Origin of the sequence: Halopenitus sp. H-Gu1 (assembly GCF_041821145.1) — an archaeon.
Lineage (GTDB): Archaea > Halobacteriota > Halobacteria > Halobacteriales > Haloferacaceae > Halopenitus.
The window spans coordinates 1-17,017 of the sequence record NZ_JBGUBC010000024.1 but is presented as its reverse complement, the minus strand read 5'-3'; the positions used below and the strand labels follow the sequence as shown (position 1 = coordinate 17,017).

General features: G+C 63.2%; 13 protein-coding genes and 2 pseudogenes. 13 read left to right on the top strand and 2 right to left on the bottom strand.

The window, feature by feature from the left end; genetic code table 11:
• Positions 1 to 52 precede the first annotated feature (52 nt).
• From ACERIT_RS13880 to ACERIT_RS13845, 8 genes are all read left to right on the top strand, one after another.
• Positions 53 to 847 carry an SCO family protein gene (locus ACERIT_RS13880; protein ID WP_373675457.1) on the top strand — a complete coding sequence of 265 codons (795 nt, stop codon included), beginning with the start codon at positions 53 to 55 and terminating at the stop codon, positions 845 to 847.
• A gap of 6 nt (positions 848 to 853) precedes the next feature.
• Positions 854 to 1,384, top strand: a complete 531-nt coding sequence (locus tag ACERIT_RS13875) for a TlpA family protein disulfide reductase (RefSeq protein WP_373675456.1) — start codon at positions 854 to 856, stop codon at positions 1,382 to 1,384.
• Between the two features lie 6 nt (positions 1,385 to 1,390).
• Positions 1,391 to 2,050, top strand: coding sequence for a cytochrome c biogenesis CcdA family protein (locus ACERIT_RS13870; protein ID WP_373675455.1), 660 nt, complete (start codon positions 1,391 to 1,393; stop codon positions 2,048 to 2,050).
• 90 nt (positions 2,051 to 2,140) lie between these two features.
• Complete coding sequence (locus tag ACERIT_RS13865) at positions 2,141 to 4,705, top strand: heavy metal translocating P-type ATPase (RefSeq protein WP_373675454.1); 2,565 nt, start codon at positions 2,141 to 2,143, stop codon at positions 4,703 to 4,705.
• Between the two features lie 130 nt (positions 4,706 to 4,835).
• Complete coding sequence (locus ACERIT_RS13860; protein WP_373675453.1) at positions 4,836 to 4,988, top strand: hypothetical protein; 153 nt, start codon at positions 4,836 to 4,838, stop codon at positions 4,986 to 4,988.
• A 6-nt stretch (positions 4,989 to 4,994) separates the two neighbouring features.
• A complete protein-coding gene (locus ACERIT_RS13855) occupies positions 4,995 to 5,537 on the top strand; it encodes a cytochrome C oxidase subunit II (protein WP_373675452.1) in 543 nt (180 codons plus the stop codon).
• A gap of 2 nt (positions 5,538 to 5,539) precedes the next feature.
• Positions 5,540 to 7,267, top strand: a complete 1,728-nt coding sequence (locus ACERIT_RS13850) for a cbb3-type cytochrome c oxidase subunit I (protein ID WP_373675451.1) — start codon at positions 5,540 to 5,542, stop codon at positions 7,265 to 7,267.
• A gap of 133 nt (positions 7,268 to 7,400) precedes the next feature.
• Positions 7,401 to 8,111 carry a hypothetical protein gene (locus ACERIT_RS13845; RefSeq protein WP_373675450.1) on the top strand — a complete coding sequence of 237 codons (711 nt, stop codon included), beginning with the start codon at positions 7,401 to 7,403 and terminating at the stop codon, positions 8,109 to 8,111.
• A gap of 171 nt (positions 8,112 to 8,282) precedes the next feature.
• Here ACERIT_RS13845 and cyoE read toward each other — a convergent pair whose 3' ends face one another.
• Together cyoE and ACERIT_RS13835 are read right to left on the bottom strand one after the other, a co-directional pair.
• Positions 8,283 to 9,749, bottom strand: coding sequence for a heme o synthase (gene cyoE / locus ACERIT_RS13840; protein WP_373675449.1), 1,467 nt, complete (start codon positions 9,747 to 9,749; stop codon positions 8,283 to 8,285).
• 202 nt (positions 9,750 to 9,951) lie between these two features.
• Entirely contained in the window at positions 9,952 to 11,043 is a 1,092-nt protein-coding gene (locus ACERIT_RS13835; RefSeq protein ID WP_373675478.1) for a radical SAM protein, read from the bottom strand.
• A 119-nt stretch (positions 11,044 to 11,162) separates the two neighbouring features.
• Between ACERIT_RS13835 and ACERIT_RS13830 the strand changes: the two genes are divergently transcribed.
• The 5 genes and pseudogenes from ACERIT_RS13830 to ACERIT_RS13810 form a co-directional block, all read left to right on the top strand.
• Complete coding sequence (locus ACERIT_RS13830) at positions 11,163 to 11,513, top strand: Htur_1727 family rSAM-partnered candidate RiPP (RefSeq protein ID WP_373675448.1); 351 nt, start codon at positions 11,163 to 11,165, stop codon at positions 11,511 to 11,513.
• Positions 11,510 to 12,715: a TIGR04347 family pseudo-SAM/SPASM protein gene (locus ACERIT_RS13825; RefSeq protein WP_373675447.1), complete on the top strand. Its 1,206-nt coding sequence runs from the start codon at positions 11,510 to 11,512 to the stop codon at positions 12,713 to 12,715. Before ACERIT_RS13830 ends, ACERIT_RS13825 begins: the two co-directional genes overlap by 4 nt.
• 161 nt (positions 12,716 to 12,876) lie before the next feature.
• Positions 12,877 to 13,275 (top strand): pyridoxamine 5'-phosphate oxidase family protein, encoded by a 399-nt coding sequence (locus ACERIT_RS13820; RefSeq protein WP_373675446.1) that lies wholly within the window; start codon positions 12,877 to 12,879, stop codon positions 13,273 to 13,275.
• A 177-nt stretch (positions 13,276 to 13,452) separates the two neighbouring features.
• Positions 13,453 to 16,167: pseudogene (locus ACERIT_RS13815) on the top strand (PAS domain S-box protein); the annotation flags it as partial.
• 24 nt (positions 16,168 to 16,191) lie between these two features.
• Positions 16,192 to 17,017: pseudogene (locus tag ACERIT_RS13810) on the top strand (PAS domain-containing protein); the annotation flags it as partial.

Genomic DNA, 17,017 nt, shown 5'->3' with positions numbered 1-17,017 from the left:
TGGGATCGAACGCACGTGCGAACCACGAACTGAGGCAACTGAGGCAATCGATATGACGAGGACCAACACCACATACGACAGACGTAGCGTACTGAAGGCGGCGGGAGCGACGGCGATGGCTGCCTCCGTTGCGGGCTGTTCGCGCGTGATGGGCCAGCGGGCTGACGGCACGACGCTCCTCCCGCCGGAGAACCACGATCGCCTGGAGGATGTCGATCTCCCGTTTCCCACCTATGGCGATGAGCTACCGACGGCGACCGTTCCGGCGCCGCTTCACGATCGGGAGGTGACCACGACGGAGTTCGTCGGCGAGCGTCACACCATGCTCACGTTTATCTACACGAGTTGTACGACCGTCTGTCCGGGATTAACGGCTACCCTTCGCCGGGTACAGGGTGACGCGATCGAGGAGGGATACGACGGCGAGATCACCTTCCAGGCAATGACCTTCGATCCCGAACACGACACCGCCGACGTTCTGGAGTCCTACGGACGGGACATGGGCGTCGACTTCGAGGTCGGAAACTGGTATTTCCTTCGCCCGGAAACCCCGGAAACCGCGGAGGAGGTCGTCGAGGATACCTTCGGCGTCGCCTTCGAGGGCGGGGGGATGGACGGCGGCGAAATGAACGTAAACAGCGACGAAATGAACGGCGACGGCGAAGGGGCCGCCGACGACGGACGTTCCGACGATGACGGCGATCACGACGGCCACGATCGTCACTTCCAGCACGCCTCGCTGATTCTGCTCGTCAACGACGAGGGGATCGTCGAGCGTGCGTACAACGGCGGGCCGCCGAATCCCAGCACCGTCATCGAGGACGTTCGAACCGTCGTGGAGGCGTGATCCACGATGCCGATGCGTCGTCGTGAGGTCCTCATCGGGGGTGCAAGCCTGTTCGTTGCGGGAGGCGGCGCACTCGTTGCCACGGGGGCCGGACGCGACGACGCGACGTCGATCGAGCCGGTCGAGATCGAGACCCTCGATGCCCCCGGAAGCGAGAGTGGAACGACCTTCGTCCCCGAACCAGGACGCGTGACGTACCTCGAGGTCTTCGCCACGTGGTGTTCGGTGTGCCGATCGATGATGCCACGGATCGCCTCGGTTCACGGGACGTTCGGCGAGGAGATACAGTTCGCGTCGGTGACGAACGAACCGATCGGGAACACGACCGCCCGCGCGGACGTCGTGGACTGGTGGGACCGTAATGACGGCGCCTGGACGGTCGGAATCGATGACGAGTTGGTTCTGACCGAACGTCTCGACGCCTCGGGGGTACCCTACTCGTTCGTCATCGACGCCGAAAACCGGATCACTTGGAGCCATCGCGGGGCGATCGAGGCGTCGACGATCGAAGCGCGGATCCGCGATGCGAGGCGGTGATACCCGATGGTTTTTGGCGCTACCGGGACGGCCGCGTTCGCGGTCGGGGCGGGTGCAGCGACGTTCTTTGCCCCCTGTGCGTACGCTCTGCTTCCGGGATACGTCGGCTATTATGCTGCAACGATCGGCGAGAGTCGACCGCCGCTTTTCGGCGTCGTCGTCCGCGGACTGGCGGCGGCGATCGGTTCGCTCGGCAGCTTCCTCGTCCTTTCGTTGGTTGCGGTAGTCGCGGGCGATCTCCTTGAGCGCGCCCTGCCGTCGATCGAACTTCTGACGGGGGTGCTCGTGGCTCTCCTTGGCGTGGCCGTTCTCACGGATCGAACGGGATCGCTTCACGTTTCCCTGCCGGAGCGTCGTTCGAGCATCCTCGGATTTCTCGGCTTCGGAGCGGTGTATGCGCTGGCCGCGACCGCCTGCGTACTCCCGCTTTTCCTCGCGGTCGCGGTTCGATCGCTGACGTTCGGACCGGCCGGAACCGTGGTGGTGCTGGGCGCCTACGGCGGAAGCTTCGGCATGCTCGTGCTCGTCGTCACGGTCGCGACGGGAGTCGGCTACGACCTGTTCGCGGAACGCGTCGCCGCCCACGCCGAAACGGTTCGACGCGTCGCCGGCATCGTCCTAATGCTCGCCGGGCTGGCACAGGCGGCCATCGCGCTTCCGCTTTGATCGCTTTGGGAAACGGCGGTTTCTCCGGATCCCCGCAGCCGAACACGTTCGCGGCCATCCATTCGGGTATCGCCACCAAACGATCACGTAATGGGAATCTGCGATCTCTGTGAGTTGCCGACGCCGGTGCCGCCGATCGAGGCTCCCGACGTCGACGGGATGTTCTGCTGTCGCGGCTGTCTGGAGGTGTCGACGGCGCTTTCGGAGGTCGCCGATCGGGACGTCGATGTCGAGCGACTCCGCGAGGGTGGGCTCGAGAAAGAGGAGGCGGAACGTGATCGATCCGCCCCCGACGAGTTCCCCGAGGACGCGTCCCGAGAGTTCCTTGCCGTCGAGGGCATGCACTGTACGACCTGTGAGGCGTTCCTCGGGATCCGTGGCGAGGAATGCGAGGGCGTCCACGCCGTTGACGCCAACTACGGGACGGGGACGGCCCGGGTCATCTACGATCCCGATCGGATCGAAGAGACGGAACTCCCGGATCGACTCTCCGGTTACGGCTATTCCCTTCGGTTTCGTGACGGAGATGAGGCCAAGGGAATCGATCGAGGGCCGTCGCACGCGCGCCGAAGTGATACGCTCCAGCGGCTTGTCGTGGGTGGCTTTTTCGCGATGCTGATCATGCCGTGGTACCTGTTTTATCTGTATCCCAGCTACGTCGGCATCGAAACCGGGATCCTCGACGTCGATACGACGACCCCGGTCGGGATCTACCTCCCGTTGGCGCTTATCGGGCTGATGAGTGCGGTCGTCGTCTTCTATACCGGTCGTCCCGTCCTTCGGAGCGCGTGGGTCGGCGTCCGGACCCGCCGGCCAAACATGGATCTCCTCGTCTCCGTCGCGGCGCTTTCGGCGTTCGCCTACAGCACGGTCGCCCTGGCGACCGGCAGCACTCACCTCTATTACGACGTGAGTGTCGCCGTGATCCTCGTCGTGACCGTGGGCAGACACTACGAGGACCGGATCCGATCGGCCGCGACGGATCGCCTCTCGGCGGTCACTGCCGCACGAACGCGCGAGGCGACACGGCTCACGACGGACGGTCGAGAGGCCGTTGACGTCGACGAGGTGGCTCCCGGCGATCGGCTGCTCGTCTCGCCCGGTGAACGAGTTCCCCTCGATGGAACCGTCAAGGAGGGGATCGCGGACGTGGACGAGTCCGTGCTCACCGGCGAGTCGCTTCCGGTACCGAAGCGCCCGGACGATACGGTCATCGGCGGTGCGACCGTGATGGACGAGGCCATCGTCCTCGAAGTCGGTGAGGATGCCGAAAGCACCACGGACCGGATCGCGACGGCGTTGTGGGAGATCCAAAGCGAAGCGCCGGGCGTCCAGCGATTCGCGGACGCGCTCGCGACGGTCTTCGTCCCCGTGGTGTTGACGCTTGGAATCGGCGTGTCCCTGGGGCGGTTGTGGATGGGGGCAGACGTCGCCACCGCGCTTCTTTCCGGATTGACCGTTCTCGTCGTCTCGTGTCCGTGTGCCATGGGACTTGCGACGCCGCTCGCGGTCTCCGGCGGACTTCGCGATGCCCTCGATCGTGGGATCGTCGTCACCAACGACGCGCTCTTCGAGACCGCGCCCGAGGCGGATGTCGTCGTCTTCGACAAGACCGGGACGCTTACCGCCGGCGAACTGCACGTCTCCGGGACGCACGGCCCCGCAGAGACCCTCTCCCGCGCGGCCGCGGTCGAGCGACTCGCGGACCACCCGATCGCCGACGCGCTGCTTTCGGCCTTCCAGGACCGGGATTGGAGATCCAACGAGGATGGGATCGACAGGCACCTCCCCGCAGTCGACGGATTCACCAGGCATCCGGGTGCGGGCGTGTCGGGGATCGTCGAGGGCGATCGAGTCGTCGTCGGCACGCCGGAGCTCGTGGCCTGCGAGATGGCGACCTCCGAGTTCGCACGTACGGATGGCGGTCGATCGAATCCCCGTGACGACGTCCCCGATCACCTTCGCGATCGGATCGAGCGCGCTGACAGCCGCGGAGCGCTGCCGGTCGTCGTGGGATGGGACGACGCGACTCGCGGTGTCGTCGTGCTTGAGGATCGCGAGCGGGCGGCATGGCGCGAGACGATCGCGTCGTTCGCCGATTGCGAGGTGTGCGTTCTCACCGGCGACGACGGCGAGAGCGCGGAACGCTTCCGCGATCACCCCGCCGTCGACCGTGTCTTCGCCGGTGTTCCCCCCGACGGTAAGGCTGAGACGGTCAGACGTCTCTCGGCGACCGGCACGACGGTGATGGTTGGTGATGGAACCAACGACGCGCCGGCGCTCGCGGCCGCCGATCTCGGGATCGCGATGGGCGATGGGACTGCTCGGGCGGTCGACGCCGCGGACGTGACGCTTCTTGATGGACGACTGTCCGCGCTCGCGACCGTCTTCGATCTGGCGCGTGGGACTCGCCGGCGGATCCGACACAACGTCGGCTGGGCACTCGTGTACAATGCAGTCGCGATCCCGCTTGCCGTCGCGGGGCTGTTGAATCCGCTTTTCGCCGCCCTCGCGATGGCGGCGAGTAGCCTCATCGTCGTTGGCAATTCAGGACGGCCGATCGTGGATACGGACTCGACGGCGACGAACGTGGATACCGACTCGGGTAGTTCGAACGGACATGCCGACTCGCAGGACCCGGACGGTCCGATTTGACATCCTCCCCGCGCTAAAGCGCGAGGCTTTCGTCTCGAATTTTCCGTAACACGCCGCCGTCCCCCCGAAGCGAACATGTGCGCGATAATCACCAGTGCCTTTCGACCGTAACGTCCGCTGTGAACGCCACATGAGTACGAATGATCCTCAAGAGTCGACGATCCCGTTCATGCAACAACTGTACGATCGCATCTGGCTGCTAGCGGCGGCGGCGTTCGTCTTCTTTCTCGTCGCCTACGTCGGCTGGGGGATCCTCGATGTCCTGTCGCTACCCGTGAGGTGATCACGAATGACCGCACCCATGGATCCGCCCGACGGCAACTGGTGGGACGAACCCGTGAACAGACGCGAAACGATCTGGCTTGGGATCGCTGGCGCGTGGTCGCTCGTGATCTTCGGCTGGATGAGCGGGTTCACACGCTTTGGCGACCAGAACCCGGTCGGGAAGACCTACGACGTCGATCCGGGTGCCTACCGCGATCGTGTCCAGGAGTACAAGGAGGCCGCAGCCGAGACCGACGAGGGGATCGTTCCCCCCAACGACTCCGTCTACATCGGCGCGATGCGGTTCAACTGGGACGGCCTTCCGGTGGTTCTGGAGGCCGGCACGGAGTACGACATCCATCTCGGAGCCTATGACGTCCAACACGGATTCTCGATCCGACCCGAGGAGACCCTGAGCAAGCAGATCAATCTCCAGGTGTTCCCCGGTAACGAGTGGATCGTTCCGATGACGTTCGATGAACCCGGCACCTATCACGTCATCTGCAACGAGTTCTGCGGCGAGGGCCACCGGACGATGCACGGGACCCTGATCGTGGAGGAACCGTGACGATGTACGCACGCCTACGCGCGCTCTTCGAGAACGATTACGACGCGGATGGGTTCCGGAGCTGTTCGGTCACCGGCCTTGACGTTCATCGATCGGTCGAAAACCACGTGAAGCTGTTCGCCATCACCGCCGTGATCGCGTTGATCGTCGGCGGGAGCTTCGCGTTCACGGTGGCATCGACGCGCTGGGAGGTGATCGGCCTGCTCGCTCCCGGCCAGTTCTACACGCACTTGAGTCTGCACGCGTGGAACCTGCTCATCTTCTGGATGGTATTCATGGAGATCGCCATCCTCTACGTCGGCGGCCCGATGGTGCTGGGGCGCCGGCTCCCGTTCACCGGAATCGCCAAGGCAGGCTGGGCGATCATGGTCGCGGGTGCGGTCGGCGTGAACCTCTCGATCTGGTTCACGAGCGCGCCCGAACAGGCGCCGCTTTTGACCGCGTACGTTCCACTTCCGGTCTCGCCGTGGTTCTACGCGACTGCGATCGTCTTCCTACTTGGTGCCACGGTCGCTGCCCTGCCGTTTTTCGTTTCCATCTGGCAGGAGAAACGGCTCGGCGAGACGGGGACGCTCCCGCTCGTCGCCTTCGGCGCGTTCATAACCTCGATCATCGCCGTGGAGGCGATCCTCGGCGGGATCGCGGCGTTCGGATACGCGCTCGTCTGGCGCGTGGGGCTGATAGACAGCGTGAGCGTCGGGATCTACCGACAGCTCTACTGGATCGTCGGCCACGGTGCCCAGCAGATCAATCTGCTGGCGATGATCACGGTTTGGTATTTCCTCACTCACGTCATCGGCGGCGCGGTCGTCGTCTCCGAGAAGGTCTCTCGGTCGGCGTTCATCCTCTATCTCTTCTTTATCAACCTGGGCGCCGCCCACCACCTGATGGTCGATCCCGGCCTCTCGGTTGGCTGGCGGATCTGGAACACGTCCTACGCCTTCTACGGTGCCGCCTTCGCGAGCATGATCCACGCGTTCGCCATCCCTGCGGGTCTCGAGGCTGGTCGTCGACAGCGTGGCCTCGGCGGCGGCCTCTTCGGCTGGCTCACCTCCGCTCCCTGGCGTACTCCCGCCTTCTCCGCGACGATCTTCAGCATCATCCTGTTCGGATTCCTCGGCGGGATCACGGGCGTCGTGATGGGTCAAATGCAGGTCAACATGACCTGGCACAACACCCTCGCGACCGTCGGCCACTTCCATGCGACCGTCGCACTCGGGACGACGCTGACGTTCATGGGGCTCGTGCTCTTTGCGGTGAAGACGATGTTCCGGCGCGATTTCGTCTCCGATCGGCTCGCCTCGCTCGTCCCGTACGCCTACGCCGGAACGATGAGCGTCGCCACGCTCATGTTGATGTATGCGGGTATTCTCTACGGCGTTCCACGCCGAACCGCCGCGGTCGTCGAGAACATCCCCGGGACGTCGTTCAACCTCTCTGCGGCCGCGCCGCTTTTCGTCATCTTCGGCGTCTTCGCGCTCCTGGCGATCGTCTCCGGCACGCTATTCGTCCTCGTGACGGTCGGATCGCTGCTTTTCGGCGCGGACAACTCGGATCGTAACCTGACGGAACTGCACTCCGAGGGCGGGCTCGCACCCGACGGTGGTTCCGTCCACGTCGTCGAAGTCCGCGGGACGTTCGTCCTCTGTCTGGTCTTTATGGCCGTCTTCATCGCCTCCTACGTTCTCAACTGGTATCTGCTCACTCAGCTGTGGTCGATCGGCGCCTAGCGTCGATCGATCGCTTCGATCTCGGATCGTCGTCGACCCCTACCGCCATTCCACGTCGTCGACCTGCCCCCGACCCACGCCACCGACCCATCAACACACCACTGACCCACGTCGCCAAACCACGCACACCACGATGTCACAGACACCATTCGTTTCGAATCCGGCAGCCGCCATCGGCCGCGCCGTGAGGCGAGCCTGGCGCGACCTGTTGAGCGTCTACTATCTGAACACGCCGACCTGGCGCTGGTTAAAAAGCGGGACGCTCGTCGTCTTCGGGTTCTTCCTGTGGACCGGATCGAGCGTCCTGTTGTCGTATCGTCCCGACTGGGGATTCCTCTCGTATGCGATGGCCTATGGCTTTGCGGTCATCGCGTGGGGCCCGTTCACCCATCTCGTCGTCGTGCCCGGATCGATCCGGCTGCGACGCACCGCGACCCATCCCGCAGTGCGTACGCTCGCGAAACACGCCTCGAAGCTGAACTTCGCCACGTTCCTGCTCGTGGTGGTCGTACTCGGCACGTTCTCCCCCGGCGTCATGGCCCTTGAGTACTCGAGTCCGCTCGCCGGCGACGAGAGTCCGGACGCCGGCGCCGACGTCATCTGTGAGACCGGTGCCGATGCCGAGACGATCTCGTGTCACCTCGAGAACGTCGAGGGGACGGACCACGTCGTGGTCCGATCGGGCGGCGAGACCCTTCGGACCCTTGAGGAACCACCGTACGCCTTCGAGTTACGCCGTGAGGAACTCACCGATTCGACGACGGGCGAACAGTTCGTCGTGGAGTTGCGCGACGAGAACGGGGAGACGCTCCGTCGATACATACGAACGCCCGTGTCCGCGTAGGGTCCTCCCTCGAACACGCCAGAGGACGACCGGGCGTCGATGGACACGTCCCGACGGCGATCGACGCTCGACACGCGCTTGACGCTTGACACGCATTTTTTTGAATCCCGTCTGCCGCACCCGGCGTACCGGACCTGCAGACCTGCATGCAACCACACGCCTGCAGGCGTCTCAGACGAGTAGCGCTTCGAGAAGGACGGCCGCCAGAACGGCACCCAGATATGCGTTCGAGGCGTGAAACGTTCGGTAGGCCGCGCGATCCGTTCCCAGTTCGTACTGGCGGACGATCGAACGCAGGAAGACGGTTGCGGCGACGGTGGTGACGACCGCATAGAGGACGCCCAGATCGGCGACGACGCCGAGGAGAACGGTCACGACGAGCGTTCCACCGAGCCAGTAACACGTCCGCCGTCGAGTGGCCGAGACGCCCTCGACGACGGGCAACATCGGATAGCCGCCGGCGGCGTAGTCCTCGCGGTAGGCGATGGCGAGGTTATAAAAATGCGCCGGCGTCCACGCCACCACGAGCACGGTGAGCATGATCGCCGGGAGTCCGATCGATCCGGTCACGGCCGTCCAGCCGATGAGCGCCGGTAGCGCACCTGATCCGCCGCCGATGGCCGTGTTCCAGCGCGTGTTCGGTTTCAACATGACCGTGTAGACGACGGCGTAGTAGATGATGGCTACCGCGGTCAACAGGGTCGAAAGCGGGGTCACGTACGTCCAAAGTACCGACAGCGAGAGGATGGTCAAGCCGATCCCGAACGCCGTGGCCCGCCGGACGGGTACCTGCGCCGTGGCGATCGGTCGGTCCGCGGTTCGTTCCATCCGTCGGTCGCGGTCACGTTCGAACACGTGGTTGAACGTGCCCGACGCGCCGATCGCCAACACGCCTCCCGTGAGCGTCGCGAGGACCGTAACGCCGTCGAGGGTGACGGTCGTGGCCGCCGCCCCCGTCCCGGTGATCGCGCCTCCACTCGATGTCGGTGCCGCGATCCGGGCGAGAGCCATTCCCGCGAGCGCGAGTAGACACAGCAACCACATCAAACGCGGCTTGGTCAACGCAACATAGGATCGGATTCGATCGTGGATGCGGCCACGTGGGACGCTCCGATCGGGGACGCCGCTTTCCGGATCGGCATCTTCGAATCCATCCGTTCCGGCATCGCCATTCTGACCGTCATCGGGAACGTGTGGCTCTGAATCTCTCGTTGCTCCTTTTCCCTTCGATGCTCCTGTGCCCCTCGATGCTCCGGACCCGGTACCAGCCACCTCCCGATCGAGGTGGCGAACCAGCGAGAGCAAAAGCACTCCGAAGACGAGGATTGCACCGAACAGATGGAACTCCCCGACGTCGCTTGCGCCACGGATCCGTCCGAAGAGTCCGGCCAATCCCTGTCCCAGGTAGAACAGAGTCGCCGCGATGAGTCCCGCAGTCACCCCGCGATCGTGGCTCTCGAGGGACGACCGGACCGCGGTGACGGCCACGAACAGCCATCCCGCCGCGGCCGCGATGTAGTGTCCCCACGCGAGCGGCGTCGATCCCCCCGCTGCCGCCGTCATCGCTCCCAGCGCGAACAGCAGATAGGTGACGATGACCGTCGCGGTCAGCTGCGTGGTGAACCGTAGCGAGCGCATGTCGATCGTTGGGGGCCGCCGCTCCCCGACAGTTACCCCGAACGTATTCGTCCAGCGGCAGAGCGAGTCGACAACGCTGGACCGATCGAGTCAACCGAGCCGATCGAGGCATTGAGGTGATCGAGCAGACTGAGCCAACGGAGATAACTGAGGTGATCGAACCGATCGAATGACCGGAGGCGACTGGATTTCGAGACTCCGTTCAGTCTGCTGATTCGGGCGTCCCCTCCGGTGACGCGATCGTTTCCGGGAGCGGTCCGTCGTATCCCTCCGGAACGTAGGGGCAAAGCGGATCGCTCTCCAGCGGGTCGCCGGTCATCGCGTACGCTCGCGATCGACTTCCGCCACAGACTTGTCGGAACTCGCAGGCGCCACATTTCCCCCGGTAGGCGTCCGGATCACGAAGCGACTCGAAGAGGTCGGCGTTCCGATAGACGTCGACCACCGATCGGTCCCGGACGTTGCCGGCGGACTCGGGGAGGAACCCGGATGGATACACCTCGCCGGTGTGGCTCACGAACGCGAATCCGCGACCCGCGGTGATACCGGCGCGCCGACGAGGAGCGGTCGTATTCTCGCCGGACTGCAACTCGACGCGCCGGAAGAACGGTGCCTCCGTCGTCTTCACGCCGAACCGCTCCTCGCGTGCGACCTCGCCGAGCCACTCCATCACCGCCTCGGCGCGCTCGGGAGCGATCGGATCGAGCACGCGTCCTCGACCGACGGGCACGAGGAAAAAGACGCTCCAGAGAACTGCACCCAGATCGCGAACGCGCTCGCGGATCGCCGGCAACTCGCCGACCGTGTCCGCACAGACCGTCGTGTTGATCTGCAGCGGAAGCCCCTCCGCGGCGGCGGCCTCCGCGGCAGCGACCGTGTCCGCGAAACTCGCCTCGCCACGGAACGCGTCGTGACTCTCCCGTGTGGCGCCATCGAGGCTCACCGCCATCCGTTCGATCCCGGCGTTCGACAGCTCCTCGACCCGTTCGGGAGTTAGCGATCGGGTGCCGCTCGGCGTAATCGTCATTCGGAGACCGAGATCGGTGCCGTAGGAGATCAACTCAAGGAGGTCCTCGCGAGCAAGGGGATCACCCCCCGAGAGCACGACGAGCTGTCCCTCTCCGAAGGACGCGGCGTCCTCAAGGAGTGCCTTCCCCTCCGCGGTCGAGAGTTCGTCGGGATGCCGAGCGGGCCGCGCGTCGGCCCGACAGTGTCGGCAGGCGAGTTCACATGCCTGGGTGACTTCCCAGATGAGTACCACTGGCCGCCGACCGGTGTCGATGTCCTCGAACATTCCCAGACCGGGACTGTCGTCGCGATCCCCTTTGGTCCTTGGGCGAACATGTTCGTATCGTATTGTCACCGAGTGAAAGTGACCGAAATTCGATTTACGCGTGCCCGCAAACGCCTGCCATGGTCGAGAAAGCGACCCGATCGTCGGAGGCGAGTCCCAGGGCGACGACGGAGCGTCGATGGGAGGTGTTCGTCCGTGAAGCGGTCGACGACCCCCTCGAGCACGTCGGGACGATCGCTGCCCCTTCACCGGACGTCGCTCGCCAGGAGGCAAGTAAGCTGTTCGCGTGGTACGCACGCGACCTGTGGATATGCCCGGCCGACGAGATGCATCGATACTCGACGGACACGCTCGGCGAGGACGGAACGGCGGATGAAGACGGGACTGAGTCCGGGGGCGAACCAGGGGTTGAATCCCGTGTCTACGAGGAGACGGAAGGGACGCCGAACGTCGGGGGCCACCCCGAATGATCTCGATCAGCAAACTGCTTTGTGGTCTCGACGCCGAAAGTGACGGGCTCCGCTACGACGCCGCGGACGACTCCGAGGTGCCTCAGATCACCGAACGCAAACAGCTCCGGCCGGTCGTCGTCTGGAACACGACCAAGCGATGTAACCTGTATTGTGATCACTGTTACGCCTCCGCGGACACCGACGGCGCTCCCGGTGAACTCTCGACTGCGGAGGGGAAGGCGCTCCTCGATCAGCTGGCGGCCTTCGACGTTCCGGTCGTGTTGTTCTCCGGCGGCGAGCCGCTCGTTCGCGACGATCTACCGGAACTCGTCGAACACGCCGCCGATCGTGGACTTCGACCGGTCCTTTCGACGAACGGGACGCTCCTCACCGAGGAGGCGGCCGCGACGCTTCGGGACGCCGGTCTCCAGTACGCCGGCATCTCCGTCGACGGACTCCGCGAGCGAAACGACGCGTTCCGCGGCAAGGAGGGCGCCTTCGACGCCGCGATCCGTGGGATCGAAGCCTGTCTCGATGCCGGGTTGAAGACGGGGCTTCGCTACACGATCACCGACCGCAACGCCGCCGATCTTGAGGGCGTGATCGATCTGTTGACCGACGTCGGCGTCGACCGATTCTGCTTTTATCACCTCGATTATGGCGGCCGCGGCAAGGAAATCGTCGACGCCGACCTTTCGCCGGCGAAAAAGCGTGATGCGGTCCGCCGACTCTGCGATCTCACCCGACAGTACCACGCCAACGGCGAGGAGATAGAGACCCTGCTCGTAGGCAACTACGCCGACGCGGCGTATCTGGTCGAGTACGCCCGCCGCGAACTCGGATCCGAGACCGCAGCACGGATCCGAACCTATCTCGAACGGAACGGCGGGGATCCGGCCGGCGAGCGGATCGCCGACGTCGATCCCGTCGGCAACGTTCATCTCACCCAGTTTTGGCAGGGATACAGCCCCGGAAACGTCCGGGATCGTCCTTTCGGAGCGATCTGGAGTGACGCGTCCAACCCCCTCTTCGAGGCGCTTCGCGATCGTGAATCCCGATTGACGGGGCGATGTGGAGAGTGTCGCTATCAAAACGTCTGCCGTGGTGGCTCGCGACTTCGGGCGTTGACCATCCACGAGGACCTCTTTGCGCCCGACCCGCAATGTTACCTCACCGACACGGAGATCGGTGTGGAAACCGGGTCGAATCCGGCCGACTGACGGGACCACGATCCGGGGTGGATCCGGCCAGGCTCGACGCGGGAACCCTGCATCGATACCGGATCTCTCGTTCCCCGATGATCCGGAACCCTCCACGTCGCGGAGAGAGCCTGCTGAAGTCATCCGATACAATTAATCGACCGAAGCGTGTGTGTGAACATATGGCAGAGATTCCATCCGAATTCCACGACCTGTTTGAGAAGAAAACGTTCGCACACGTGACGACGATGATGCCGGACGGGGACCCCCACGTCACTCCCGTCTGGATCGATTACGATCGTGATGCCAACCGGCTATTAGTCAACACCGAACGCGGCCGGCGCAAGGAACGGAACGTTGCTTCTGATCCGACCATCGCCGCTAGCATGATCGATCCGGAGAACCCCTATCGGTTTCTCTCGGTGACGGGGGAAGTCACGGAGATAACGACCGACGGAGCACGGGAGCATATCGACGAACTCACACGGCGATATATGGGCGAAGACGACTATCCGAACCCGATCCAGACCGAGCGCGTGATCCTCCGTATTCGGCCGGATGAACTGCTGACCAGTGACTGATGATGACTGTCCGACTCTCGAAACGTCATCGGATGCAGACCTGTCCCCCTCCTCGCCGATCGAATTCCCCAGTTCCCCTTCGGGATCCTACTTTGGTTTCTCGTTCGCCGTCGACGTGGAGTCGTCACTGAGGTCTGAAGGGCAACTTTAACGGAGTCATGATCCCTACACTGTACAATGTCTGATCGGATTCAGGTGCTTTATGTCGATGACGATCCCGACACCAGGGCGGAGACGGCAGAGCATCTCGAGGGGGCGGGCGATCAGATCGATGTGAGACCGGTTACAACGTCCGAAGAGGCGTTCGAACGGATATCGACCGACGCGGTGGATTGTGTTCTCTCCGACTATCGACTGTCCAGCATGACCGGGCTCGAATTTCTCTCGAAGGTTCGCGACCGCTGGCCTGAACTACCGTTTATTCTGCACCTCGGAAACGGATCGGAAGCGATCACAGATGCGGACATCTCCGACGACGTTACGGACTACGTGCGAAAGACCAGTACGACAACGGACTATGTTCTTCTCGCACAACGGATCATCGCCCTGACTGAACACCGACGAGCAGCCGAGTACGAACGCATTGCCGATCTCGTGAGAGAGGTTCAGACCGCTCTCGTCCAGGCGAGAACACGTGCGGAGGTGGACAGTGCGGTCTGTGAACGGCTCGCCGACGCCGGCCCCTACGTATTCGCGTGGATCGGCACCGTTGATGCCGCCAATGACCGGCTGACCCCACAAGCCTCCTCCGGGCGGGATGCCGGGTACCTCGAGGACGTTGCGATCACGGCCGACGATAGCGCCACGGGGAAGGGACCGACGGGGAAGGCAGTCAGATCGCGTTCCATCCAGGTGACTCGGGATATCGCGGAGGATTCGAGCTACGATCCGTGGCGAGACGACGCTCTCGAACACGGCTATCGCTCGAGTGCTGCGGTCCCGATCGAATACGAGGGAACCCTCTACGGCGTGTTGAACGTCTATTCGGATCGTCCGGGCGCGTTTGACGCCGACGAGCAGTCGTTACTCCACGATCTCAGCGAGGCCATCGCACACGCCTACTATCGCGTTCGGATACAAGAACAGTATGAGTCCCAGTACCAGGAACTGTTCGAGGACGCGCCGGTAATGATGGCGTTCACGCGGAATGAGGACGGTGAGCCGATCGTTGAGGACTGCAATCGACGGTTCGCCGATAGGTTGGGATACTCACCTGCGGAGCTTCGAGATCGGCCACTTGCGGAACTGTACACGGAGGAGTCGGCTCAACAGTTACACGATCAGGGTGGCTACGAGCGAGCACTTGAGGGCGAGTTTGCCCCCCAAGAACGCGGATTCATCACAGCCGATGGGGAGCGGCTGATCACCCTGCTCCAAGCGACGCCCCGTCGGGACGTCGACGGTGAGATCGTGGGGACACACGCCCTGTACGTGGATGTCACCGAACGAAAGCGCGCTCAGGAGGTGCTCCAACAGGCCGAAGCGATGGAAGCATCGATGGACGGAATGGCGATTCTCGACGAGAACGAGGAATATATCTACGTGAATCAGGCCCATGCCGACATCTACGGGTACGATGATCCCGACGCCATGATCGGGAATACGTGGCGAATGCTCTACGAGGACGACGAGATCGAGCGGTTTGAGGAGGAAACCTTCCCTGTTCTGGATGACACGGGGGAGTGGCGCGGAGAGGCAACCGGTCTGCGGGCCGATGGAACGACGTTCCCACAGGAACTATCGCTGACGTGGCTCGAGGGTGGCGGCATCGTGTGCGTCGTTCGCGATATCACCGAACGCAAGGAGCGCGAGCGCGAGCATCAGGAACTCCAGCGGGAGTACGAGACGGTTTTCGAGAACGTGCAGGATGCGCTTTTCCTGCTCGATGTCGACGAGGAAGAAACGATCCGGTTCCAGCGGTTCAACAGACGTGAAGAGGCGTTCACGGGGAAATCGACCGAGAACGTTCGCGGGAAGACGCCAACTGAGGCGTTCGGAGAAGATCTCGGCGCAGAACTGGAGGCGAACTACCGCGAGTGTCTCGACCGTCAAGAAACGATCGTCTACGAGGAAGAGCTACCGATCGGCGGCGAAACAACCGTCTGGCAAACGAAGCTCACCCCCATCATCGTCGACGGACAGGTAGAGCGGATCGTCGGTTCGGGACGTGAGATCACTGAACTCAAGCAGTACGAACGGGAACTCGAACGAAAGAACGACCTTTTCGAACAGGCCCAGAAGATCGCGGATCTGGGTGCCTGGGAGGTGGACCTGCGAACGGACGAAGTGTGGTGGACCGAGCAGGTGAGCCGGATATACGGACTGTCGGCCGACTACGACCTGGAGCCGAGCGAGGCGATCGAATACTTCCATCCCGAGGATCAGTCCACCATCCGGACGGCCTACGAACGCGCCGTTGAGGACGGCGAATCGTACGACCTCGAACTCCGGGTGGTGGGTGACGACGGAACGATCAGGTGGGTTCGGGTCCGCGGAGAATCCCACCTTGAGGACGGGGACGTCGTCCGCGTTCGTGGAACGATGCAGGACATTACCGAACGCAAGGAGCGTGAACGGGAACTTGAGCGCGCCCATGAGCGGCTGCGGGTGCTGTTCAACGAAGCCCCGGATGCGATCGCGATCCATGATGCGGACGGAAACGTTCTCGACGCCAACCAGGCGACGGCCGAGTATCTCGAATATTCGCGCGAGGAACTCCTCTCGATGACGATTTCGGAATTCGATGTCGACCACACGATCGATGAACTCCGTGAACACTGGGCGGAGATGGAAATCGGCAACACGGTAGAAATCGAATCCAGACACGAACGCAAGGACGGTTCGACGTACCCCGTCGAAGTCTGGGTCACCAAACTCGAGGTTCACGACACACCGCAGTACCTCGCACTCGCCCGAGACATCACCGAGCGAAAAGAACACGAACGAGAACTACAGCTGTTCCAGGAAGCCGTCGAGCAGACTGCCCACGCCGTCTACATTACCGACACGGACGGGACTATCGAATACGTCAATCCGGCGTTTGAAAAAATCACCGGGTACAACGAGGAGGACGCGATCGGCCGGACGCCGGAGATCCTCAGTTCGGGAGCGTACGGCGACGAGTTCTACGAGGAGTTCTGGAGGACGATCAACTCCGGAGAACGATGGGAAAGCGAGATGGTCGACGAGCGGGTCGACGGCGAGAAAATCGTTCTCCATCAGACGATCTCGCCGATCACCGACGACGACGGCAATACACGGAAGATCGTCGCCGTCGCACAGGACATCACCGACCGAAAGAAGTACGAGGAGACACTCGAACAAGCGCGCGAGGAGCTCCGACAGATAATCGACCTCGTGCCGGACCTGATCGCCGCTAAGAATCGGAACGGTGAGTTCCTTCTGGCGAACGAGGCGACCGCCGAAGCCTACGGATTGACTCCCGAGGAAATCGAGGGCATGAAAGAATCGGCGGTCATTCCGAACGCCGAGGATGCCGAGAAGTTCCGGGAAGACGACCTCGATGTCCTCGAATCCGGCGAGTCAAAGACCATCCCGGAGGAAGAACTGACGACCGCCGACGGCGAGACGATCATTCTCCAGACGACGAAGATCCCGTACGAGGTTCCGGGAAGCGGTGAAGACGCGGTACTCGCGTATGCCCGCGACGTGACCGAACTCAAACAGTACGAACGGGAACTCGAAGAGCAGCGGGACAATCTCGAGGTGCTCAACCAGGTCA